Source organism: Vagococcus fluvialis (assembly GCF_048815235.1).
In the GTDB taxonomy this organism is placed as follows: Bacteria; Bacillota; Bacilli; order Lactobacillales; family Vagococcaceae; genus Vagococcus.
Window position 1 is genome coordinate 23,594 of record NZ_JBMEAO010000022.1, and the last position, 23,480, is coordinate 47,073.

Annotated in this window: 26 protein-coding genes and 1 other annotated feature; of the genes, 18 read left to right on the forward strand and 8 right to left on the reverse strand. The window is 31.5% G+C overall.

The window, feature by feature from the left end:
- Nucleotides 1–191 precede the first annotated feature (191 nt).
- Genes ACODH8_RS12960 through ACODH8_RS12970 form a run of 3 tightly spaced genes read left to right on the forward strand, consistent with a single transcriptional unit; the run spans nt 192 to nt 4,245 of the window.
- Nucleotides 192–2,354: a PTS transporter subunit IIBC gene (locus tag ACODH8_RS12960; protein ID WP_332466647.1), complete on the forward strand. Its 2,163-nt coding sequence runs from the start codon at nt 192–194 to the stop codon at nt 2,352–2,354.
- 55 nt (nt 2,355–2,409) lie between these two features.
- Nucleotides 2,410–3,216: an endonuclease/exonuclease/phosphatase family protein gene (locus ACODH8_RS12965; protein ID WP_332466646.1), complete on the forward strand. Its 807-nt coding sequence runs from the start codon at nt 2,410–2,412 to the stop codon at nt 3,214–3,216.
- 21 nt (nt 3,217–3,237) lie between these two features.
- Nucleotides 3,238–4,245, forward strand: a complete 1,008-nt coding sequence (locus tag ACODH8_RS12970; protein WP_332466645.1) for a LacI family DNA-binding transcriptional regulator — start codon at nt 3,238–3,240, stop codon at nt 4,243–4,245.
- Between the two features lie 28 nt (nt 4,246–4,273).
- Here ACODH8_RS12970 and ACODH8_RS12975 read toward each other — a convergent pair whose 3' ends face one another.
- The 3 genes from ACODH8_RS12975 to ACODH8_RS12985 form a co-directional block, all read right to left on the reverse strand.
- A complete protein-coding gene (locus ACODH8_RS12975) occupies nt 4,274–4,783 on the reverse strand; it encodes a GNAT family N-acetyltransferase (protein ID WP_332466644.1) in 510 nt (169 codons plus the stop codon).
- Nucleotides 4,784–4,898: 115 nt separating this feature from the next.
- Nucleotides 4,899–5,882, reverse strand: coding sequence for a phosphate acetyltransferase (pta, locus tag ACODH8_RS12980; RefSeq protein ID WP_332466643.1), 984 nt, complete (start codon nt 5,880–5,882; stop codon nt 4,899–4,901).
- A 162-nt stretch (nt 5,883–6,044) separates the two neighbouring features.
- On the reverse strand, nt 6,045–6,707 hold the full coding sequence (locus ACODH8_RS12985; RefSeq protein ID WP_332466642.1) for a uracil-DNA glycosylase: 663 nt from the start codon (nt 6,705–6,707) through the stop codon (nt 6,045–6,047).
- Nucleotides 6,708–6,807: 100 nt separating this feature from the next.
- Between ACODH8_RS12985 and ACODH8_RS12990 the strand changes: the two genes are divergently transcribed.
- From ACODH8_RS12990 to ACODH8_RS13000, 3 genes are all read left to right on the forward strand, one after another.
- On the forward strand, nt 6,808–7,677 hold the full coding sequence (locus ACODH8_RS12990) for a Cof-type HAD-IIB family hydrolase (RefSeq protein WP_332466641.1): 870 nt from the start codon (nt 6,808–6,810) through the stop codon (nt 7,675–7,677).
- Nucleotides 7,678–7,703: 26 nt separating this feature from the next.
- Complete coding sequence (locus ACODH8_RS12995) at nt 7,704–8,252, forward strand: hypothetical protein (RefSeq protein WP_332466640.1); 549 nt, start codon at nt 7,704–7,706, stop codon at nt 8,250–8,252.
- Between the two features lie 91 nt (nt 8,253–8,343).
- The gene (locus tag ACODH8_RS13000) at nt 8,344–8,757 is read left to right on the forward strand and encodes a DUF2871 domain-containing protein (protein ID WP_332466639.1); all 414 of its coding nucleotides are present in this window, start codon (nt 8,344–8,346) and stop codon (nt 8,755–8,757) included.
- Here the strand turns inward: ACODH8_RS13000 and ACODH8_RS13005 are convergent.
- Complete coding sequence (locus tag ACODH8_RS13005) at nt 8,754–9,617, reverse strand: hypothetical protein (RefSeq protein WP_420517763.1); 864 nt, start codon at nt 9,615–9,617, stop codon at nt 8,754–8,756. The genes ACODH8_RS13000 and ACODH8_RS13005 overlap by 4 nt on opposite strands.
- A complete protein-coding gene (locus ACODH8_RS13010) occupies nt 9,610–9,948 on the reverse strand; it encodes a PadR family transcriptional regulator (protein WP_332466637.1) in 339 nt (112 codons plus the stop codon). Before ACODH8_RS13010 ends, ACODH8_RS13005 begins: the two co-directional genes overlap by 8 nt.
- Nucleotides 9,949–10,130: 182 nt before the next feature.
- Here ACODH8_RS13010 and ACODH8_RS13015 point away from each other — a divergent pair, with 182 nt between their 5' ends.
- Both ACODH8_RS13015 and ACODH8_RS13020 read left to right on the forward strand, forming a co-directional pair.
- Nucleotides 10,131–10,835, forward strand: a complete 705-nt coding sequence (locus ACODH8_RS13015; protein ID WP_420503917.1) for a response regulator transcription factor — start codon at nt 10,131–10,133, stop codon at nt 10,833–10,835.
- 46 nt (nt 10,836–10,881) lie between these two features.
- Nucleotides 10,882–12,963, forward strand: coding sequence for a sensor histidine kinase (locus ACODH8_RS13020; protein ID WP_420517764.1), 2,082 nt, complete (start codon nt 10,882–10,884; stop codon nt 12,961–12,963).
- A 47-nt stretch (nt 12,964–13,010) separates the two neighbouring features.
- Here the strand turns inward: ACODH8_RS13020 and ACODH8_RS13025 are convergent, their stop codons facing one another.
- Complete coding sequence (locus ACODH8_RS13025; RefSeq protein WP_332466723.1) at nt 13,011–13,934, reverse strand: DNA/RNA non-specific endonuclease; 924 nt, start codon at nt 13,932–13,934, stop codon at nt 13,011–13,013.
- Nucleotides 13,935–14,562: 628 nt separating this feature from the next.
- Between ACODH8_RS13025 and ACODH8_RS13030 the strand changes: the two genes are divergently transcribed.
- Nucleotides 14,563–15,174: a helix-turn-helix transcriptional regulator gene (locus ACODH8_RS13030; RefSeq protein ID WP_332466634.1), complete on the forward strand. Its 612-nt coding sequence runs from the start codon at nt 14,563–14,565 to the stop codon at nt 15,172–15,174.
- Nucleotides 15,175–15,211: 37 nt separating this feature from the next.
- On the opposite strand, the gene ACODH8_RS13035 is transcribed toward ACODH8_RS13030, so the two are convergent.
- Nucleotides 15,212–15,532, reverse strand: coding sequence for a hypothetical protein (locus tag ACODH8_RS13035; RefSeq protein ID WP_332526009.1), 321 nt, complete (start codon nt 15,530–15,532; stop codon nt 15,212–15,214).
- A gap of 323 nt (nt 15,533–15,855) precedes the next feature.
- On the opposite strand from ACODH8_RS13035, the gene ACODH8_RS13040 reads away from it, so the two are divergent.
- From ACODH8_RS13040 to ACODH8_RS13055, 4 genes are read left to right on the forward strand one after another with little or no spacing between them, the layout of a single operon-like run.
- Nucleotides 15,856–16,293, forward strand: coding sequence for a LytTR family DNA-binding domain-containing protein (locus ACODH8_RS13040; RefSeq protein WP_420517765.1), 438 nt, complete (start codon nt 15,856–15,858; stop codon nt 16,291–16,293).
- Nucleotides 16,290–16,766 (forward strand): DUF3021 domain-containing protein, encoded by a 477-nt coding sequence (locus tag ACODH8_RS13045; RefSeq protein ID WP_332526007.1) that lies wholly within the window; start codon nt 16,290–16,292, stop codon nt 16,764–16,766. Before ACODH8_RS13040 ends, ACODH8_RS13045 begins: the two co-directional genes overlap by 4 nt.
- The gene (locus ACODH8_RS13050) at nt 16,750–17,646 is read left to right on the forward strand and encodes an ABC transporter ATP-binding protein (RefSeq protein WP_332526006.1); all 897 of its coding nucleotides are present in this window, start codon (nt 16,750–16,752) and stop codon (nt 17,644–17,646) included. The genes ACODH8_RS13045 and ACODH8_RS13050 overlap by 17 nt, the downstream gene beginning before the upstream one ends.
- A complete protein-coding gene (locus ACODH8_RS13055) occupies nt 17,646–18,383 on the forward strand; it encodes an ABC transporter permease (protein ID WP_332526005.1) in 738 nt (245 codons plus the stop codon). Before ACODH8_RS13050 ends, ACODH8_RS13055 begins: the two co-directional genes overlap by 1 nt.
- Here the strand turns inward: ACODH8_RS13055 and ACODH8_RS13060 are convergent.
- A complete protein-coding gene (locus ACODH8_RS13060; RefSeq protein WP_332526004.1) occupies nt 18,380–19,315 on the reverse strand; it encodes a YafY family protein in 936 nt (311 codons plus the stop codon). The genes ACODH8_RS13055 and ACODH8_RS13060 overlap by 4 nt on opposite strands.
- An 83-nt stretch (nt 19,316–19,398) precedes the next feature.
- Here ACODH8_RS13060 and ACODH8_RS13065 point away from each other — a divergent pair, with 83 nt between their 5' ends.
- From ACODH8_RS13065 to ACODH8_RS13085, 5 genes are all read left to right on the forward strand, one after another.
- Complete coding sequence (locus ACODH8_RS13065; RefSeq protein WP_332526003.1) at nt 19,399–19,794, forward strand: GyrI-like domain-containing protein; 396 nt, start codon at nt 19,399–19,401, stop codon at nt 19,792–19,794.
- A 51-nt stretch (nt 19,795–19,845) separates the two neighbouring features.
- Nucleotides 19,846–20,100, forward strand: a binding site (T-box leader).
- Between the two features lie 55 nt (nt 20,101–20,155).
- Nucleotides 20,156–21,358 carry a M20 family metallopeptidase gene (locus tag ACODH8_RS13070; protein WP_332526002.1) on the forward strand — a complete coding sequence of 401 codons (1,203 nt, stop codon included), beginning with the start codon at nt 20,156–20,158 and terminating at the stop codon, nt 21,356–21,358.
- A gap of 63 nt (nt 21,359–21,421) precedes the next feature.
- A complete protein-coding gene (locus ACODH8_RS13075; protein WP_332526001.1) occupies nt 21,422–21,721 on the forward strand; it encodes a nucleotide pyrophosphohydrolase in 300 nt (99 codons plus the stop codon).
- A 120-nt stretch (nt 21,722–21,841) separates the two neighbouring features.
- Nucleotides 21,842–22,225, forward strand: a complete 384-nt coding sequence (locus ACODH8_RS13080) for a GntR family transcriptional regulator (RefSeq protein ID WP_332526000.1) — start codon at nt 21,842–21,844, stop codon at nt 22,223–22,225.
- Nucleotides 22,218–23,345, forward strand: a complete 1,128-nt coding sequence (locus ACODH8_RS13085) for a DUF1648 domain-containing protein (protein WP_332525999.1) — start codon at nt 22,218–22,220, stop codon at nt 23,343–23,345. The genes ACODH8_RS13080 and ACODH8_RS13085 overlap by 8 nt, the downstream gene beginning before the upstream one ends.
- Nucleotides 23,346–23,480: the final 135 nt, after the last annotated feature.

The following is a 23,480-nucleotide window of genomic DNA, read 5'->3' on the forward strand; positions in this document are numbered from 1 at the left end:
TGATACCACCATCATAAACGCAAACGATTGCGAAATCAATAGACCAAGATAATCTTGTTACCAGTAACATTTTGTTTCAGTAAAACACTTACATCTTTACAAAGAATTTTCTGGTGTTATACTTTAATTGCGAAAACGATTGCGTTGTTCGGATGCAAAAGGAAACAAGTCAGAAGGAAGAGGGAAAAGAGATGAAAAAAATATTTAGTTTTGAGTTTTGGCAGAAGTTTGGTAAAGCTTTAATGGTTGTTATTGCTGTTATGCCAGCTGCGGGATTAATGATTAGTATTGGGAAAACAATTCCATTAATTAGTCCAGAGATGGGAGCTTTAGTGACAACTGGTGGCGTTATCGAAAATATCGGTTGGGCAGTTATTGGTAATTTACATTTACTATTTGCTTTGGCTATTGGTGGAAGTTGGGCTAAGGAAAGAGCTGGTGGAGCTTTTGCTGCTGGGATTGCTTTTGTTTTAATTAACCGTATTACAGGTTCTATTTTTGGTGTAACCGGGGATATGCTAAATGACCCAGAAGCTTTTACCCATACTTTATTTGGAACAAAAATAATGGTAAAAGGGTTCTTTACTAGTGTTCTTGAAGCGCCAGCCCTTAATATGGGTGTTTTTGTAGGGATTATTGCAGGTTTTGTAGGAGCTATGGCTTATAACAAGTACTACAATTACCGCAAATTACCTGATGCTTTATCTTTCTTTAATGGAAAACGTTTTGTTCCTTTTGTGGTTATTTTATGGTCTGTTTTAGTTTCATTAGCACTTGCTCTTATTTGGCCAATGATCCAATCAGGGATTAATAACTTTGGTTTATGGATAGCAACTAGTCAAGATACAGCACCTGTATTGGCACCGTTCTTATACGGAACGCTTGAAAGATTATTACTACCATTTGGATTGCACCACATGTTAACTATTCCGATTAACTATACGCAATTAGGTGGAACTTATGAAATTTTATCAGGAGCACAAGCTGGTACACTTGTTTATGGACAAGATCCACTATGGTTAGCTTGGGCAACAGATTTACTGAATTTAAAAGCACCTGGAACAATGGATCAATATGAAGCTGTTTTATCAGGCTTTACACCTGCTCGTTTTAAAGTAGGTCAAATGATTGGTGCCTCAGGTATTTTAATGGGTATGGCATTAGCCATGTATAAAAATGTTGATGCTGATAAAAAAGCTCAATATAAAGGAATGTATGTTTCTGCAGCTTTAGCAGTCTTTTTAACAGGTGTCACAGAGCCTTTAGAGTTTATGTTTATGTTTGCTGCAATGCCACTTTACGTTGTTTATGCCTTGATTCAAGGTGCAGCATTTGCAATGGCAGATATTGTTAACTTAAGACTTCATTCTTTTGGTAATATTGAATTATTGACACGATTACCAATTTCAATTAAAGCGGGTCTTGGTATGGATGTCGTTAACTTTATTATTTGTGTTATTGTCTTTGGTGTTGGTACTTACTTCTTAGCAAACTTTTTAATTAAGAAATTTAACTATGCGACACCTGGTAGAAACGGAAATTATGAAGTAGAAACAACAGAAGCGCCTGCTTCAACAGATGCTTCTGGATTAAGCCAAGAAGTGATTGCGATTATTAACTTATTAGGTGGGAAAACAAATATTTCAGATGTTGATGCTTGTATGACTCGTCTTCGTGTTAGTGTGAAGGATAACCGACTAGTTGGTAACGAAGAAGCTTGGAAAAAAGCAGGAGCTATGGGATTGATTGTTAAAGACAATGGTGTTCAAGCTGTTTATGGCCCTAAAGCTGATATTTTAAAATCAGATATTCAAGATGCTCTTGATTCTGGAATTGAAATTCCTAAAATGAGTACTCAAACTGAAGCAACTGATTCAGTTGTTTCTGAGAAATTAAATAAAGAAGTATCCATTACAACTGTTGCAACAGGTGAAGTGATTGCTATTGAAGAAGTAGCAGATGAAGTCTTTTCTCAAAAAATGATGGGTGAAGGATTCGGAGTAATTCCTTCAGCCAAAGAAGTTGTATCACCAGTTAATGGTACAGTAACATCAGTATTTCCAACAAAACATGCCATTGGTGTGATAACAGAAGATGGATTCGAAGTTTTAATTCATATGGGATTAGATACGGTTCAAATGAGTGAGCAAGCCTTTGAAGTAGTTGTTAAAGAAGGCGACAATATCTCTCAAGGTCAGTTAATAGCAAATGCAGATTGGGATAAAGTCAAAGCAGAAGGTAAAGGAACAACGATTGTTGTAGTCTTTACTAACTCTCATATGATTCAATCCTTTGATTTAACGGCTAACGGAACAAAAGAGAAAAACGATGCAATAGGAACTGTTTATATGTAAAAGGAAGGCTGGCTCAATTGAGTCAGCCTTAGCTTGATTAAAGAGGAGTGAAGAGATGCGTGTTATGTCATTAAATACCCATAGTTGGTTAGAAGAGAATCCATTTGATAAATTAAAAGAAACAACAGATTTTATTATTGAAAATAAAATAGATTTAATCGCATTACAAGAAATTAACCAACATATAAATAGCCAAATAGTAACTAATTTAGATGATTTCTGTTCAGTGGAAAATCAGCAACCCATTAAAGAAGATAATTATGCGTTGTTGTTAGTTAATTACTTACGTGAAAAGGGCTTAACTTATTATTGGGGATGGACTTATAGTCATATTGGTTATGATATTTATGAAGAAGGTTCAGCAATACTGTCTTTAAAACCATTTGAAGCTGAAAGTTTACTGGTTTCACCGATGAATGACCCAAAAGATTATCATACGAGAAAATTATTATTAGCTCATTTTGAAGATAGTTTTTCAGCTGCCAGTTGCCATTTTTCTTGGTGGGATAAAGATGAAAAGCAAGGTTTTTATTATGAATGGCAAAAATTAATGGAAAAAGTGGCACCTATCAAACATCAAGTGTTATTATTAGGAGACTTTAATGCCCCAGCTCATATCAAGTCAGAAGGCTATAGTCTAGTCAATGAGACTTTTTATGATGTTTACAGTCTTGCCAAAGAAAGAATCGGTTCTTATACTGTAGATGAGGAAATTGATGGGTGGGAAGATAACGAAGAGAAGTTGAGAATTGATTTTGGCTTTTTAAGAGAAGAATCTCAGATAGAGACTTATCAAGTTATATTTAATAATCAGAAAGGTCCAATTGTGAGCGACCATTTTGGTATTATGATAGACATGTAATGAAAATGAAGGAGAATCACAATGAGTGTAACAATTAAAGATGTCGCAAAAGAAGTAGGAGTAGCCCCTTCAACTGTTTCAAGAACGCTAAAAGATCATCCAAGTATTTCTAAAGAAACAAAAGAGAGAGTTAGAAAAGCAATGGATAAGTTAGGATATGTTCCTAATGTGTCAGCTCAGAACTTAGCGAATAAGTATGTTAATACCATTGGAGTTATTCTCCCAGCTACTAGTTCTAAAGAAAGAAGTAACAATCCTTTTTATTTAGAAATGTTGATGGCAATGAATGAAGAGGCTAGCCAGCAAAAAGTGACAATAGCTATTGCTAGTGGTCATTCTGATGAAGAGTTACTTGAAAATGTTGAGTTAATGTATCGACAAAAAAGAGTGGATGGCTTTATTTTGATGTATTCAAAAGAAAAAGATCAAGTCTTAGATTATCTTGTTAAAAACAAGGTACCATTTACTATTATTGGGCAACCTTACAAATACAATAATGAAGCTAGTTGTGTGGATAATGATAATCAATTATTAGGCCAAACAGCAACACAACATTTAATTGATAAAGGGCATGAAAGAATTTTATTTGTAACTAATAATCAACAGGAAAACTTTTCGAAAGATCGTTTTTTTGGTTATCAAAAATGCATGGGAGATAATCAACTAGCAAGTTATAAAGAGTTATCTTTAATAACCCCAGAAGATTATGTTGAATTTGATGAAGTGATTAACGAATTTAAACCAACAGCATGTATTGCTATTGATGATATGTTTGCTCTAAGAGTAATTCAAATGTTGAATCTACTAGGTTTTAAAGTACCTGATGACGTGTCTATTATTAGTTTTAATAATTCTATTTTTACGACACTGCTTCACCCATATATTACTTCGATTGATGTCAATGTCAGTGATTTGGGTAAAACGGCAGTAGTAGAGTTTTTAAGTCAGTTAAAAGAAGAAGATGCACTCAAAAAACGAGTGATTATACCACACCAATTAATTGAAAATGAAACAGTTATTCATATATAAAAAAAGCTGCCCAAAAGGACAGCTTTTTTTATGCAGTTTTACTATTATAAAGGTGTAAGAAAACATCTTCTTTAAAATAAGAAAAATCTTCTGCTTTAATTGGATCTGGATAACTCATAATCAGTAAAGGAAGTGGTTCTTCCCCAGGTTGAATAGGAGGTTGCACATAGTCATGCTCATTTAAGTGAAAACCTAAACGTTCGTAAAATTGAATACGTTTCTTAGCAATCTCGTTTTCAGGTAATTCTACCTCTAAAAGAACAGGCTTTTCACTAGCTGCAAGCATTTCTTTCATGACAGAAGCGCCAATACCAGTTCCACGACTAAGAGGAGAAACAGCTAAGTGCTCGATAAAATGTGATGTTTCAAGTTGCCAAATAGCCATAAAAGATAATAAATTTCCTTTATTATCGTGATTAGTTTTAATTTCATAATTTGATTTGTTTAATAATGCTTTTTGATCTTCATAAGTTCTTCTTTCACTAGATGGAAAAGAAGTCACCATTAAATCGTAAACATCTTCAAAATGTGGATGCATAAATATCTAAACTCCTTAAAAAATAATAGTATATAAAAAATTGTAACACAGACATATGAATTTATAATGAAAGAGGCTGACCAATTTAATTGGACAGCCTCTTTTGTTGTAATAATTATTTTACTTGTAATGCTTGTGAAGCTGTAATGATTGATAATTTGTAAACATCTTCTTCATTACATCCACGAGAAAGGTCAGAAATAGGTTTGTTTAAACCTTGTAAGATTGGTCCAATCGCTTGGAATCCACCTAAACGTTGAGCAATCTTGTAACCAATGTTACCTGATTGGATTTCTGGGAATACGAATACAGTTGCTTTACCAGCTACGTCTGATTCAGGAGCTTTTTGAGAAGCTACACCAGGAACGTAAGAAGCGTCAAATTGTAATTCACCATCAATAGCCATTTCAGGAGCTAATTCTTGAGCAATTTTAGTTGCTTCAATAACTTTAGTTACTTCTTCAGATTTAGCAGAACCTTTTGTTGAGAAGCTTAATAATGATACTTTAGGATCGATACCGAATAATTCAGCAGTTTTAGCACTTTCAACAGCGATTTCAGCTAAAGCTTGAGCATCAGGGTTAATGTTGATAGCACAGTCAGAGAAAATGTATTTTTCTGAGTCACGGTTACCAACCATTAAGAAAGCACCACTTGTACGGCTAACGCCTGGTTTAGTTTTGATAATTTGTAAAGCTGGACGAATTGTGTCACCAGTAGAGTGAATAGCACCACTTACAAGTCCATCAGCTAAGTCCATGTATACTAACATTGTACCAAAATAGTTTTCGTCTTTTAAAGTTGCACGAGCTTGGTCTTCAGTTGCTTTACCGTTACGACGAGCGATAAATGCTTCAACCATTTCATCTATTTTGTCAAATTTTTCAGGGTCAATAATTTTTAAGTTGTCGATGATTAAACCACGAGCGCTAGCGATTTTGTTAACTTCACTTGGGTTACCTACTAAAATAGGTTCAACTAAATCATCTGATTTTAATCTAACAGCTGCGCCTAAAACACGAGCATCTGTTGGTTCTGGAAATACGATTGTAATTTTTTTGCCGCCAATATTTTGTTTAAGTCCTTCAAATAGTTCCACTTATGAAACCCTCCACTTTATTATTATACTTTTTTGTTCACTGTTTTATCATACAACTAAATGAACAAAAAGAACAGTATTTGAGACTGTTTTTTCTGAAAATCATTGAAATATTAGATTTTTAGTAGTATTAATGTAACAGAATAATGGTCTGTTGTACTATTATTCCCAGTTGATTTCTGTCTTGTTTTGTTTTTTTAATAGGTTATTAATAACAGAGTATGGCTGACTTCCGAAAAAGCCTCTGTAAGAAGATAGTGGGCTAGGATGCGGAGCCTCAATAATAAAGTGCTTTTCTGTATCAATCATTGCTTTTTTCTTTCTAGCAGGATTTCCCCACAAAACAAAAATGACAGGATCTTCACGAAGACTTAGTTTTTTTATAATACTATCAGTGAATGTTTCCCAACCTTTTTCTTTATGAGAGTTTGCTTGTCCTTTTCTAACTGTTAAGCAAGTATTTAACAAAAGAACTCCTTGCTCCGCCCAAGAGAGTAGACAACCATCTTTTCTGGTAATACCTAAATCACTTTCTAGTTCTTTATACATATTTCTTAAAGAAGGAGGTAAAGGTTGATCAGGTAAAACAGAAAAACTTAATCCGTGAGCTTGATTCTCACCGTGATAAGGGTCCTGTCCTAAAATAACGACTTTAACATCTTCAAATTTAGTTGCTGAAAGAGCTGTGAAAATATCTTCTTCCTTAGGAAAAATAGTTTGGGTACTATATTCAATTGATAGGAAAGTTTCAAGCTCTTTAAAATAAGTCTGATTAATCTCTTCTTGTAAGTGTTTTTGCCATTCTGTTGGAATTATTAGCTTCATTCTATTCACCTCGATGATTAGTTTATCATAAACAGTAGAAAGTATGATTACTTTTAGAAAAATGTTAAAATAGAAATAACCAAATTCTAGGAGGCAAACAATGATTAAAATGATTGCATCAGATATGGATGGGACGATTTTATCTTCTCATTTATCCATTTCAGAAAAAAATAAAGAAGCAGTGTTATATGCACAATCTCAAGGGATTGAGTTTATGATGGCAACGGGGAGAGCATACTCAGAAGCTAAACCTGCTTTAGATGAAGCAGGAATTAAGTGCCCGATGATTACTGGAAATGGAGCTCAAGGTTTTGATGCCGAAGGAAATGAAATATTTAACATTGGTATTGATAAACAAACGACAAGAAATATCATGAGTTTATTAAGAGAAAATGAGTTGTATTTTGAGTTAATGACAACTGATGGAGTTTATGCTGAGAGCCAGCCAAAACGAATTGAAAATTTTGCTACTTTACTAGCAAATCAAGTACCTCATTTAACATATAAAATGGCGATTGCTATGGCATCAACACACTTAAATATGTTGCCAGTTAATTATATCTCTTCTTATGATTTGTTACTTGAAGATGATAGTATAGAAGTCTTAAAAATTATTAGTTTTAGTGATAAAGGCGCAGATTTTTTACAACCGATTGGAGAAAAAGTGGAACAACTTGGTAAATTATATGTTACCTCATCTTTCCCAAACAATATTGAAATAAATCATGAAGAAGCTCAAAAAGGAAATGCCGTTAAACGAATGGCTGAAGAAAGAGGTATCTCTTTAGAAGATGTTATGACTATTGGAGATAATTATAACGATGTTTCTATGTTAAGTATTGCAGGTGTTAGTTTTGCAATGGGAAACGCTGAAGATGGCGTTAAAAAAATTGCGAAATATGAGGCAGATACAAATATTAACGATGGTGTTGGAAAAGCGATATTTAAAGCAATTGAAGAAAATCTATAAGAATTAAAGAAAGAAGCTGAGTAAACATGGCGACTTATTATATAGAAGAACATTTATTATCGGCGAAAGTTCGAGTATTTATTAAGAATGAAAGCGATGAGCCTGTTTTTTTACTTCTAGGTAATTGGGGAGTTAAGGGTGATAGTGTATCCATTTATGATTTAGATGGCCAGCGTTTAGCAAAAGCAACTCAAAAAAGTGATGGTTTTAGAGCGAAGTTTGATTTGTATGATAGCACTTCTCAAATAGGAACCATGAAACAATTATTCGCGCTAAAAAGAGATTATTATGTCATCAAAAAAGTAAACTGGCTTGTTATTGGTCATATTCCTAAAAAAAGGTATCAAATAATAAGTTTCAAAAAAAGAATACTTGAAGCAGGTGTTATTTCAAAAGAAGGAAAAAGATTTTTTAAAATTATGATTCCTAATAAAGAGCAAGCTCCTGTTTTAATCTGTGCTATGGCAGTCCTAGATTACTGGGCAAGAAATGCTAAAAAGTTAGAAGAATTAAGTAAGTTAAAAGAGTTTCATTTAGAAGTGGGACAAAAATCATATTGCTCAAAAAAAGATTAATCTAGAATTAATCTTTTTTTGAGCAATTAAAGTGACAAAGTGTCACTGCTTAAGTAAAATAATCATATAATAACAAAAAGGATGGTAAGAAATGAAAAAATTAGCAAGAACAAGTATGACTTATATGATAGCAGGCTTAGCATCAGGCATTTATTATAGAGAATTTGGCCGATTTAATGACTTTCAAGGGAAGAGCCAGTTAAATACCTTGCACACTCATATTTTAGTTTTAGGTATGTTCTTTTTCTTAATCGTATTATTATTAGAAAAAAGCTTTAAACTAAGTGAACATAAAAATTATAAAAAATTCTATGCCATTTATAATAGTGGATTAGGAATTACTCTTTTATTAATGTTAATCCATGGATCAATGACCGTTTTAGGTTACGATGATTCACCCATGATAGCAGGACTTGCAGGAATTGGACATATTGTATTAACTGTTGGTTTAGGTTATTTCTTTAATGTATTAATTGCTCAAGTAAGTAAACAAGAAAAAATTTAACATAAAAAGAAAGTCGTGACTGCTAGATGCAGAAACGACTTTCTTTTTATGTTAAATTTTTTTGAACTAATAAACATTGATCCATAGATAACGATTAACGCAATTACTACCATAATTATTTTGTTAGTAGAAGAAATGAATAAGTGTTTTGTCATTGGTAATTTTAGTAAGGTTGGAATTAAAGCGAGCATAGTTAAAGAAGGAATAGCATAATAATACTCTTTTTTCTTTTTAACTAATATCCAAATACTAGCAATTAATAAGGCACTCCATACAATAACTAAACTAGTGAAACTTGGTACAGGAATACTTAGCCAAAAATCACCAAAAATATTAGATAAGAAAGTTAGGCCAATAAAAATAAAACTAACTAAAAAAACGACAAGGTATTCTTTTTTCTTACTTTTATTAGGTTTAAAAGTGTAACGATTAATCATAAGAAAAATGAGTTCCACAAAAATAAAACTAATCACACCGTTAAATAAGAGGGTTAAGAAATTAAGAGTTGGCTCAGGTTTAGTCAACATAGAGAATAAAGCAAATACAGAACTGATACTAAAAACAATCAACATTAATTTTAACTTTTTTAGGAAAGATATTTTAGGAACTTGTTTCAAGAGAGTATCCAACATTGGTTGAGGGTTTTCACCAAAATAGTCTTTAGCTGATTCGTTGTTTTTTTGAGCCTCTAGTATATCTTGAAGTAATTCTATTAATATTTTTTCAATCGTTAATTCATCTTGAAATAATGATTTTGTTCGTAGATAGATTAATATATTTTCGTAATATTCATTATTTTCAGGTGTTAATTGTTCACGGAGTTCATTATTTAATTCAATTAATTTTTCTGATTCAGTCATTTAAAACATCCTTTTCATTGTTTAAAATAGTTTCAACATTAATAGTTAAGCTTTTCCATTGCTTTTTAAATGCTATAAGATTATCTTCTCCAAGATTAGTAAGTGTATAGTATTTACGGTTAGGACCGTCAGGAGAAGGTTTTTCGACTCCTAAAATCGCTCCTTGTTTTTCAAGTTTTTGGAGCAAAGGATAAACTGTACCACCAACAATATCCTGAAAACCAGAAAGCCGTAATGATTGGACTAATTCATATCCATAAATAGGTTTTTCTTTAATAATGGCTAAAACACAGCCTTCTAAGACACCTTTTAGTAGTTGCGTTTGTTTCATAAAATTGATTACCTCCTGCTAGTATGTATAACATATTAGTGGTATTAATTTATCATATTCCAACTAGTATGTAAAGCATACTAGTTGATTTTCTTCATAAATTATTAAGAATTTTACGAAGAAAGAATTAAAGGATATAATTTATACTAAGAGATGTACAAATAAAGGACGTAGGTGAAAAAATGAAAAAGGAAGAAACAGTTATTTTGGTGGTTGATGATGATAAAGAAATACGTGAAGGCATCAAGATTTACCTGACGCAAGATGATTATCAGGTAATAGAAGCAACTGATGGAGTAGAAGCTCTTAATATTGTCAAAAACAAAGATATTCATTTAATTATTATGGACGTTATGATGCCTAACTTAGATGGTATTTCAGCTACTCAAAAAATTAGAGAAACAAGTAATGTGCCGATTTTGATGTTAAGCGCTAAAAATGAAGATATTGATAAAATAAGTGGATTACATGTAGGCGCAGATGATTATTTAACTAAGCCTTTTAGCCCTATGGAACTTTTAGCGCGTGTTAAGTCAATGTTACGTAGATATTTTACATTAGGTGAGTTTGGTCAAGAATCAAGTGAAGGCATTATTGAATTAAATGAGCTTAAATTAGATACTCATGCAAAAACTGTTTTTGTAGAAGAAAGAGAAGTTAATTTAACGAAAACAGAGTATAAAATTGTTGAGCTGTTAATGTCTCATCCGGGACGAGTTTTTTCAATTGATGATATTTATGAATCAGTGTGGAAAGAACCTAGTTTTAATTCAGATAATACAGTATCAGTTCATATTCGAAAAATTCGTGAGAAGATTGAAAGTAATCCGAAAAAACCAAAGTATCTAAAGGTGGTGTGGGGCATTGGCTACAAAATGGAAAAATAGGCTACTTTTTGTATTAGCAACATTTCTTTGTCTTGGTGGATGGTTTATGACTTATATATCGAGTGACAGAGTGAGTACAGCTGATTCTACAAATTATGGACTTGATTTTCTAATGGTTGAAAGTATTTATGTTAATGAAACGATTAAGGACTATGAAAAGAATCGACCAAAAGATATTAGTCAGGAAGAAGTCGAAAATTATCGTAATCGTTATGGTGATTTAGGAGCCCAAGTATTAGATATAAAAAATCAATATGAAGAAAAAATAGTTGCGACGACTGATGAGAAAGAACAAGCAAAACTAAAAAAAGAACGGGATAGTAAAATACAAGCGATTGTTGAAAATTTTAGTGATGATGAAGTGGTTAAAAAGAAAATTATTGAAGAAGAAAAAGAATATTTAAAGCGTCATAAAAAGCAAATACTTACTGATTCATCTAATTATATCTCTCAAGCAAATGAGTCGTTTCAGTATTATTTTAAAGATGCACAGACTGGTGAAATCTATACAAATGTTTCAGAGTTAACTAAATATTCGAGTGATAAAGAAATAAAAAATGCTCTGAAAGAAAATGGTTATGGGAAAATTAATCGGGAAGAATATCCAATTGGTTTTCATCAACTAATAACATCTGAAGCAAGTGAAAAAGGATTGTTTCAGTCAACCATGGCATTTTTAAAAGGATATAGTATTGTGTCAAAAGACTCTAATTTAGCGACACAACTAAAAGAGCAAGATCAAAGTAGGGAAGTTTTTAGCCAATTAATTTATGTAGGCATTATAGCAATGTTAGTTGGGATAGTTGTTTTATATCTGTATATTAATACCGATTTTATTCTTCTTAAATTAAAAAAACTGCCAATAGATATTGCTATAATTATTTTTCTTATTTTAGGATTTTTTGCTGCTTTTTCAGCTGTAGTAGTTCATCCTTATAATATGAGTGTTACGTCGAATTTATATAATATCATTTTGCCGTTTGTAGGAGGGCTTTTCTGTTTAGGGATAAGTTTCTTAGCTTTTAAAGTCATTTGGCAAAAATTAATGCCTAAATATCGAGAGAAAGAGATTAAAGAAGTATTTGGAGATAGTTTTGTTTGTATTGTTTATAACGGGATTTTTAGAACCTATCGGAAATTACCTTGGCGTTTAAAGATAGTTACAATAATTCTTTTATTGATAAGCAATGTCTTTTTAGTAATGCTCTTTTTAAGGGGTTATTTAGGTAGTTTGTATCAATTGATTTTAGCTGTTGGTTTATTGATCTTGCTAGGGATAGAAATTAAATTATTTAGAGATGTACTTTTTAAGACAAAGAGAGCATTAGAACAATCTAAGAAATTATTAGCCTCTTATGATGAAGATGTGTCTGAGGAATTAAGTCTTGATGAAATGATTCGAGAATTAGGAGAATTGGAAAAATTAATTGAAGTCTCTCAAAAAGATACAATTCAAAGTGAAATGTTAAAAGCAGAGCTATTAACGAATGTCAGTCATGATTTAAGAACGCCATTAACGTCAATTATTACCTATGGTGAATTATTAAAACAAGATTCTCTTTCTGATGAGAATAGAAAAGAATATATTGAGATTATTAATAAAAAATCACAACGAATGAAACATCTAATTGATGATTTATTTGAAGTGACTAAGATGAACAATGGTGAAATTATCTTAGATAAAACAGAAGTCAATTTAACTCAATTACTACAGCAATCTGTTTCTGAATATAGCGAAGAATTTGAAGACCATGATTTAAAAGTTATTTTTAATAAACCAGAAGAAGAAATAAATATTTCTCTAGATGGTGAGAGAATGTGGCGTGTTTTTGATAATATCTTTGGCAACGCCATTAAATATGCTATGCCTAAAACACGTGTTTATTTAAAATTAGAAAAACAAGAAGAGATGGCAAGGATAGAATTAAAAAATATTTCTCAACATGAACTAAACGAAGATGCCGATCAGTTGATGGAAAAATTTCAACGTGGAGATAGTTCGAGACATACAGAAGGATCAGGATTAGGATTAGCGATTATTAATTCGATTGTCTCTCTCCATGAAGGAAATATTGAAATTGAAGTTGATGGTGATTTGTTTAAACTTAATATTTATTTACCTTTATAAAAAGAGAAGCTAAGTTATAAGTAAAATCTTATAACCTAGCTTCTTTTTTATCTTTTTGGTGCCCTGTAACCTGCGTTTTCTGCTTCACTAATTGTTTTAAACCAAGCAGCTGGATTTGTAGTTCGACTGTAATAGGTAGAACCAGGCACATGATAAATCCCGTTATTAGATCCTTTTATTGTACCATTTCCGTTTTCATCAACGTATTGCTGTTCTCCGTTGTTAGTGGCTTCTTCTTGAGCTTGTGCCTCTGCTTCAGCTTGTTGCTGAGCTGCGATTTCAGCAGCGGCCTTTGCAGCAGCTTCATCAGCTTCTTTTTGTTGTTTTTTGGCTATTTCTTCTTTCTCTGAGTCAGAGATGTAATTAGGATCTATAGTACTTGATCCGTCTGTATAATTTAAAGTAACCCCGTCTTGAATATTAAAAATATAAACATTAAATTGGATGTCAGAACTACCAATCGATTGAGCTTCCATTTGTACACCACGAGCGAGTAGTTCATCGTCTTTAAAAATAGGTGTAATACGGTATCTGACATAGTTATCTTTATCTCGTTCTAGATACTCTTTAACATCCATCTCATGTCGCAGCATTTCAGGTGAGTTTAATTGGCGAGTTCCAGTGATTAAATTTTTCCAATTATCATTTTCACCAGACAAAGCAAAACCTATAAGATGTGATCGATTGTATAGATAGCCACCTTTTATCTCTTTGTTTTTCCAGCCCGTTGGTTTTACTTTTGAAATGTCGCCCCGTTTTTCTGAAGGCATTAAACTCTGATTTAATAACGCATTTGCCACAGTCGCTCTATTTAAAGAATCTAAATCTCCATAAGTTTCCCAAGCACCATTTTTAATGGATAAATCCTTATCAGTGAAGTAGGGAACTCCTTTATTCACATCAATTGTTTGCTCACCAGAATAATCTAAACTAGCTAAATGTTTATATGATTTTTTGATTTCTTTTGAAATACTATCTTGTTTCTTAGTGACTTCTTTTGTTTTTTTATTTTCTTTTTTTAGAACTTCTTTTTTATTGGTAGTAAGACTTATTAATTCTGGTTCGTCCTGTTTTTTACCATTCCATTTAAATTCAGAAGTAATTTTTTTGTGTTTTTTTGATTTAACTGAGACTTTCCAAGTTGTATCTTTTTTGATAGTCCAGTCTTTTAATTTTTTACTAGTATCATCTTTAATACCGTATTCTTTTAAAGCTGCTTTTGTTTCTTTTTTTAATCGTTTCTCCTGTTTGGTTGTAATTTTTTCTGTTTTAGCTTTATTACTTTTGGCCTCTACAGAAGTGATGCTTGTAAAAGAAAATGAAAAACTTAGTAATAAAATAAGCCCAACATGTAAGTTTCTTTTTTTGATTAGTGATTTCATTAGACCAACTCCTTTAGATAACAAATGTATTTATATCTTATAGTACCACATATGTAGATAAATAAACTGCAATGCTTAATTAGCGATGAATGCTATGTAAAAAGACTTAATCAGAGCTATGTCAAATGCTTTTATACTAAGTTATACTTGAATAACAAAGGGTTTTGGCAGACGAATTATAATGTTCTAGTTAGTATGGAAATAGAGGAGAGTAGAAATGGAATTATCAGAAAAACTAAAAAATAAAAGAAAAGAATTAGGTGTTTCACAAGAAGAAGTAGCAGAAAAGTTATATGTATCTAGACAAACTGTTTCAAATTGGGAGACGGGGCGCACACTACCAGATATTAAAAATATTATTTTAATTAGTGAGATTTATGAAATAAGTCTGGATGAATTAATTAAAGGAGATAGAGAAGTTATGGAAAAAATTGAGAGAGATAGTGATAGTGCAATGAGTAGTAAGAAAATAAGTTTAATACTAATTGTCATAGCAGTAGCTTATTTATTTTTATATTTACTTAGTCATTTTTTTGAGACACCTAAGATTACTAGTCCTTTCATTAACGGAATCGCAGTGATGGTGTTATTAGGAGGAGGCATAATTTATCTAGTTAAAAATAATAAAATTTTTAACTATTTGAATAAAATAAAAATAGAATTTGTATCGAAAATAGTGATTATTTTTATTGTTGCTGTTATTTTATTTTATGCGAATCACTTCATTAATCAATTGATTTCTGTTGAATGGCAAAAAAATACGATAAAAGTTATAACAACAATGGTAGTTGCTATTGCAGGAACAGTTCTATTTAAGACTAACAAATAAATATAAATAAAAAAGTGTAGAATTTTCTACACTTTTTTTATTTACGTAAATTCTTTTTTCTCTTTAGGTAGATTGTATTAAGAGTAAATGCAAGAATGAGGCTTATTAAAATAATAACCAACAAGGTGATGGCTAATGCAGACAGGGAATCTCCATAGTTCTTCAAATAATAAGACGAATTTAATAATAGGAATAAGAAACCAATGCATGACACAATAAAAGTCGAAAAAAATAGAATACCATATTTATTGGTCGTCATTGAGTAGCTGTCTTTACCAATATTACCTCGATTATAAAAATCAAAACCTGTCATAGAATCTGCTTTTGGGTTTAATCTATCTAAATCTGATTTTTTCAAATATATCACTCCTAAATTAAAAATAATAAAATATATTTAGCGCCAGAAGAAAAATAAGGTAGAGAAAAATTCTAGAATCAGTTGTCCAAAACTGGTTCCTAAACCATTTATTTTAGATGTTTCTTTTTTTCGACGACTTCTCACTAGTTTCAGCACCTTTCGTAGTATTATGCTTCATTATAGCAGTAAACTGTTTGATAGGGTGAAAAAAATATAGAGAATTTTAGAGAACCATATAGCATTGAATAAGAACCATTTATCAAAATAATAAGACAGATAGGTAAAAAAAACGATAGAATGTAACTAAGACGGGAGTTGGTAAGATGAACGTTTCTTTTGAGATAGATGATAAATATGAAGAAGTCGAAATAAATATATATGCTAAGGCTATGACACCAGCTATTCAAGAAATATTAACTATTTGTTCTAAAGAATCTCAAGAAACACCACTTTTTGGTTACAAGGATGAACAAATAATTCCAATTAAAGAATCAGAAGTGATTCGTTTTTTCACATCTGATAAGAAAATTTTTTGTCATGTTGGAAATGAAGAAGTTCTAATTAAAGAACCTCTGTATAAACTAGAAGAAAGATTTGTAAAAATGATTAGAATTTCAAGTGGAGAGATAATAAATCCAGATTATATTAAAAATTTAGAACTATCTTTTACAGGAACAATAAAGATTAATTTTAAGGATGGATCATTTAGCCATACATCACGAAGATATATGAAAGAATTTAAAAGGAGGTTAGGAATATGAAAAAAATGATTCAACATATGGGTGTTGGTATTTCTTCAGGAACTTTTATTGGCCTAATCACATCTTTTATTATTTCATGGCGAGTTGGAGAAGGTAAGTTTTATCCAAGTACACCTTTATTTATGTCAAAATTTAATACTGAATTAGAAGCTTTAGGTTGGAGTATTGTCTTGTGGAGTGTCATTGGTATCATGTTTTCCTTTGCCAGCTTAATTTATAAAAAGGATAACTGGTCAATTCTTAAACAGGCTAGTATACATTTTTCTTGTACTTATTTAGGATTGTTGTTACTAAACGTATTACTGAATTGGTTTGAGTACTCTCTTACAGATATGATGAGATACACTATTATTTTTATTGGTATTTATGTATCAATGGTAGTTTTATCAATGTTAAAGGTGAAATTGAGTGTGAATGAAATCAATAAAAAATTAAATGATGGCAGGGGACGAGATAATGAAAACAATCATTGATATAGATAAGGTTAATAAGGTGTTTAAGGATAAAAAAGTATTAATGGATATTTCTATGACAATTGGCGAAGGAGAATGCGTCGCGTTGTTAGGGAAAAATGGCGCGGGGAAAAGTACTTTAATCAATTTGATTTTAGGTCATTATTATCCAACCAAAGGTAATCTTTCGTTAACATACGGAAAAAAAGAAATTGGCTTTTTATCTCAGAAAACACGGTTTCCAGATGATGTGACTATTCAAGAAATGATAGATTTTGTAAGTAGTTTTTCTGATAATCCTTTATCTAGTCGTGAAATAGAGATGATACTTCCCTTTCCAAAAAAGAAATACCAACAATTAGTGGGAACTTGTTCAGGGGGAGAGCAACGTTTGATTGATACCTGTTTAGCTTTAATGAATCGACCTAAACTTTTAATAGTAGACGAGCCTACAGCTAGTATGGATACGTCTACGAGAAATCATTTTTGGCAGTTAATAAAACCGTTAAAAGAAACAGGCACAACGATATTATTTACTACTCACTATGTAGAAGAAGTAGATTATTGTGCAGATAGGGTAATCTTATTAGATCAAGGTAAAATAAGAGCAGATAGTACACCTTATCACTTGAGAACTTTAAATAAAAAGAAAATTATGATAATTGAAAATGATATTTACGAATCTAGAGAAAATAGTCTGGAATCACTCATTAAGACTTTTAACATAAACGTTATTAAAGATAAAGCTGTTGTCAGATGGCATTTTAAAAATGAAGTGACAGCAAATTTATTAAAAAACTTAATGGAAATAGATTTTCCATTTGAAAATGTTGAACTAACGAATACGTCGTTACTTGAAACGATTTTTAATAATAATTTACAGGAGGGAGTAGAGATATAATGCTAGCTTTAATAAAAATAGAGGCTAAACGAATGAGTCGAGATAAATCAACTTTTATTATGAGTATTGGAATGCCCATTTTTTTCTATTTTATTTTTACATCTCTAATTCCTATCTCAAAAGAGTATCAAGAAGTTTATTATCGTGAATACTTAATGTCGATGACAGCATTTAGTTTATGTAATTTTTCTTTATTTACTTTTCCTTTTGATATTATTCAAGATAGAAAAAATGGATGGAGATTACGACTAACTCACGTGGATTTAAGCCAATTCTCTATTTATTTTGTTAAAATGTTAAAAATGGTAGTGATGTATATTGTTGCTATTGTCGCCGTCTTTTTAGTAGGAGGACTAGCTAAAGGTGTAACACTAACTCCTCAAGAGTGGATTATATCAGGATTAGCTTTGTTGTTAGGTGGGGTTTTATTTTTAGGAATAGGATTAATAATGACGTTATTTAAAAATGAAAAAACCGCCTCTGTGTTTGCTAATATATTATACCTAGGTATGTCTTCTTTAGGGGGATTATGGATACCGACAGATCAATTTCCAGAATGGTTACAACCAATATCAAAAGCTATGCCAACCTATCAAGTAAGAGAACTTGCTGTGGGGTATATGAATACAGGTGTTATACCAATTCAGTCTATTTTAATATTATCCTTATATAGTTTGTTTGGTATAGCTCTCACTTTAATAATTACCAAAAAAAGAAAACAAGATATTCGTTATTAATCATAGTTTTCTAAAATGGATAGAATATGTTTTTTGACGTTATTTATTAAAGAAGTAGGGCTTAGCAATTGAATGGACGTCCCAAAGCTTAATAAGTAGTTAACCATAAAAGGAATTTCATCTTTGCTATAATGGCCAATGATGAAGTAGGAATCTTGTTCTTTCATTAAATCTACACCTAAATATTTTTTTGAATGAAATAAATCTAATGCCTCAGCTTTCAATTTAGCTTTGAAAGTAAGAGGTTTTTTTTGTTTATTTTCTTCAAGGTAACGCTCATAAAGAATGTCAAAAGAAAGAGGGGTGTGCTCTTCTAATAATTCGGTGATAGTTGAAATATAATCACAACGAAAATATCTAAAGGACTCCTTTGATAAATCCCAAGCAAGTAAATACCAATGGCCATATTTAAAGCCTAACTGAATAGGACGAATATTGCGTTTATCTTCGGAGTATCTTGTATAGGTAATTATCAGTGTTTGTTCTTCATAAATACCTTGAAATAACTCAGTTAAAAAAGGCACACTAGAAATAGTTTGAGTCGTTGAGATTACCACCATCTTTTCTAGCTGTTCATTAATTTTGTATTCTTCTTGGGGAGCAATCGCTAGTAATTTTGTTTTTAAGTGTTGATAGGAAGAAGAAAACGGAGATTGTTCCATGTGTTTAAATAATTGTAATGCTAAAAATAAAGAATGCCATTCTTGTTTATTCAAATAAAGTGGAGGTAAGTTATTATTTTGTAAGACTTGATACCCACCAAATCGCCCTTTATTAACTGTAATTGGAGCTCCTAAAGCTTCTAAGTCAGAAATATCTCTTAATGCAGTTCGTTTTGAAATAGAAAACTCTGTCATTAAGTCATTGAGGTTAAAGTCTTTTATTTGGTTGATGTAGAAAAGTTCAGCAATGAGTCGTTCATTTTTTTTCATATATTTTCTCCTAAAGGTGACTAAAAATGGCACTATTAACTTATATAGTGTGAGTATAGCATAGGAGAAAGGAAGTTGAGTCAATGAAACAAATAAAATTAAGTGAGATAAGTATTCGAGGTAACAAGATTAGAACAAGTAATTCTAAGGTAGACGAAATTATAGAATTGTGGCAAAAGGTACCAACTATGGGACTAGAAGGCAATCTATATGCTGTATATTATAATTATGAGAGTGACCATCATGGTGAATATGACTTTTTAATAGGAACTTCTAATTACCAAGAAGGTGAAGACGTTGTCTTATCAGAGGGCAATTATTTAATGGTTGAGATACCAAATGCGACACCTGAGAAAGTAGGGGCAGCTTGGCATATCATATGGGAAGATAAGGTAATTTATGAGCAACGCTTATTTACAGCCGATTTTGAAGAATATCAAGCAAATGGACAAGTAACAATTCATTTAGCAATAAAATAGTTGACAAACATTCATAAATGTTTAATAATACTCTTAACATATTTTAATAAACAAAAAACTATGACAAGATAAGTAGGATAAGCAGCGGTTTAAAGAGAGCTCATGATGGTGTGAATTGAGTAATTGACGTTATTTGAAAATGGTCTTCGAGTTTATTTGTTAGTGAGTCGATAAGATAAACTAACAACGTATGCCTACGATATAGGGATAAGAATCGGTTTTTGGTTCTGATAGAGGTGAGAAAAAAGTAATTTTTTCTCATGAACTAAGGTGGTAACACGTGAGCTCAAAGCTTTCGTCCTTTTATAAGGATGAAGGCTTTTTTTGTTTATCTAAAAATAAAAAATGGAGGAGATTTACTATGACACAATTAGAAACGATCAAAACATTTATTGAAGGAAATTTACCAACATATAAAGCGTTAGCCTTAGATATCCATGCCCATCCAGAAGTTAGTAATTATGAATTTTATTCATCAGAAGCTTTAGTTAAACAACTAAAAGCAGAAGGTTTTTTTGTAGACTATGGAGTAGCAGGGCATAGAACAGGATTTGATGCTCGTTACAAAGCTGAAAAGTCAGGACCAACTATTTGTTTCTTAGCTGAATTTGATGCGTTACCTGGAATTGGTCATGCTTGTGGTCATAACTTATTTGGAACAACCTCAGTGTTAGCAGCTAGTGCCTTAAAAGAAGTGATTGATGAAATTGGTGGTGAAATCAGAGTTTACGGAACACCTGGTGAAGAGGGTGGCGAAAACGGGTCAGCTAAAGGTAGTTTTGTTAGAGAACACTTTTTTGATGATGTTGATGCAGCTGTTTGTGTTCATCCAGGAACCTACTACTCAAAATCTGGTCCTTCACTAGCTAATGATCCAGTAGATATTAAATTTTATGGTCGTGCGTCTCATGCATCAGCAGCGCCAGAAAAAGGAATTAACGCTTTAGATGCTGTTATTCAAGTTTACAATAGCATCAATGCTTTAAGAGAGCATTTACCAACTGATGTGAGAATACATGGTGTTATTACAGATGGAGGAGTAGCTGCTAATGTGGTTCCAGAATTTGCTTCTGCTAGATTTTATTTACGAGCTGCCACAAGGCCAACTTTAAATGAAGTCTATCAAAAGGTAGAAAATATTGTTAAGGGAGCGGCTTTACAAACAGGTTGTACTTATGAATTTGGCTTATTCCAAAACTCAGTAGATAATACAGTATTAACACCTACGTTTGATGAGGCTTTCTTTAAACACGTGGAGGCAATTGGAATTCCTGAAAAAGATATTTATCTTAAAGAAGAAGTAGGAATCAGTTTAGGATCAACAGATGTGGGAAATGTTAGTCAAGTTATTCCGACTATTCAACCAACCGTTTCAATTTCTGATGAGTATATTGCGGGGCACAGTATTGAATTTAGAGAAGCATCGAAAAGTGAAAAAGGACTAGCATCAATTGCGTTAGGAGCAGAATTATTAGCTAGAACAGCATTTGATTTAATCGTAGACACAGAATTATTAGAATCAATTAAAAAAGAACATCAAGAGAATCTGAAAAAACAATTTTAATGCTCTTTTAAGTTAACAGGTTTATAATAAAATCAAGTTATTATAAACGGGGGATTGAATAGAATGAGTACAAAAGAAACGCTAAGTAAAATTAATGCTTTCCGTGATGCAAGAAATTGGCGAAAAGCCCATAATGAAAAAGATTTAGCTTTGTCTATTTCTTTAGAAGCCAATGAATTATTAGAAATTTATCAGTGGAAATCAGCAGAAGAAGGTAATCAAGATAGAGAACACTTAAAAGAAGAAATTGCTGATGTTCTAATCTATACGTACATGATGGCGGATAATCTGGGATTTGATATTGATGAGATTATCGCAGAAAAATTAGTGAAAAATGGGATTAAATATCCTCTAATAAAATAAGTAAAGTTGTGATGTAAAGAGAGTTGCTTACATCGCAACTTTTTTTATTTATAACTTTTGTTATAGTTGACCTATAATAAGTTTTGTTATACTATGTGTATAACGATAAGAGGTGAGAAGATGATTATTGAAATTGACACGAAGTCAGAAATACCTATTTACACACAATTAGTATTTCAAATTAAAAAAGGGATTTACAAAGGAAAATTAAAGCCAGGAGACAGTTTACCTAGTGTGAGAAGTTTGGCGGGAGATATTGGAATAAATCTTCATACAGTGAATAAAGCTTATAAAAAATTGGTTACTGAAGGTGCCGTTATTCAAGTCAAAAAAGGATATGAAATTTCTCGAAACGCACCTCCAAAAATAAGTCGAGAATATAATATAGAGCTAGAGATGCAAGTAGAAAACTTGTTAATCGATGCAGGCGTTTACGGGCTTGATTTGAAAGAAGTCATGGAAAGAGTAGGTAACAAGTTAGAAGGAGTTGACAGAGATGATTAGTGTTTATTTTTTTACTAGTTTGAATATATTGATGGGATTATTATTAGGATTGACTCCTTTTATTAGTCGGAAAAACACACCTTTCGGGGTTAGTCTACCAGTGACAGAGACAACTAAAAAAGTAGTAGATAAACAAAAGAAAAGCTATTTTGTTATTAATTTTTTATCAAGTATTGTCTTGAGCATAGTAACAATATTATTAAATCAATTATCTAATAATATTAAGGAAGAAACATTAGTCTATTTAAGTATTGTTAGTTTGTTTATCATCTTATTTATTTCAATAGTTACTTATGTGACTCGTTTTAAAAAGATAAAAGAATACAAACAAAGCTTATCTAGCCAAGAAAAAATCAGTCAAAAAATAGTAGTAGATTTGTCTTTTCGAGATGAAAAACTTATTTTTCCAACAAGTTATTTAGTAGGAATTAATTTAATATTTGTGTTGTTAACCTTAGTTTTAACAATCGCTAATTATCACAATATTCCAGATACAGTTGTGATGCAATGGGATTTTAATATGAATCCAAGTAGAGTAGCTGATAAGAGTTGGGGAACTGTTTTATCACTTCCTTTTATTCAATTATTTTTAACAGTGGTAATGGCTATTAGCAATCACTCTTTTTTATCTGCTAAACAACAAATTGATAGGGATAATCCAGAACAATCAGCTGCTAAAAATAAAAAATTTAGAAGACAGTCTTCTTTACTAAATTTTGTCATTTCTATTTTAACGCAAATATTAATGACAGCTATCCAATTGCTAATTATTTTTGATACGATTTCACCTAAAGTTGTTATGATATTATCGATTATCTTTACAGTTCTAGTTCTGGGAATTACTTTATGGTATTCACTTTATTATGGACAATCAGGAGATCGATTAAAAAACATGCCGACTACTTCTGAGGATAAAGAACTAGAAGACAGTATTATTATGGATGACTCAGATGACAATTGGAAGTTAGGTATGTTTTATTTTAACAAAGAAGATCCTTCTTTTTGGGTAGAGAAAAGAATGGGAGTCGGGATGACTTTTAACTTTGCTAAATGGCAAGCATGGGCTTTTATGATTGGAGTTATACTAGTACCTTTTATCATTGTATTTTTCACTAATTAATCAAAAATAAAAGAGGCTGTGACATAAGTAGTTACAGTTCTTAAATAAAAGAATCGAAATTCGAAAATCTTAAAAAGATTTTTGGATTCCGATTCTTTTTTGTTATCTATTGGTTTATTTTTCTGATTTACAGCC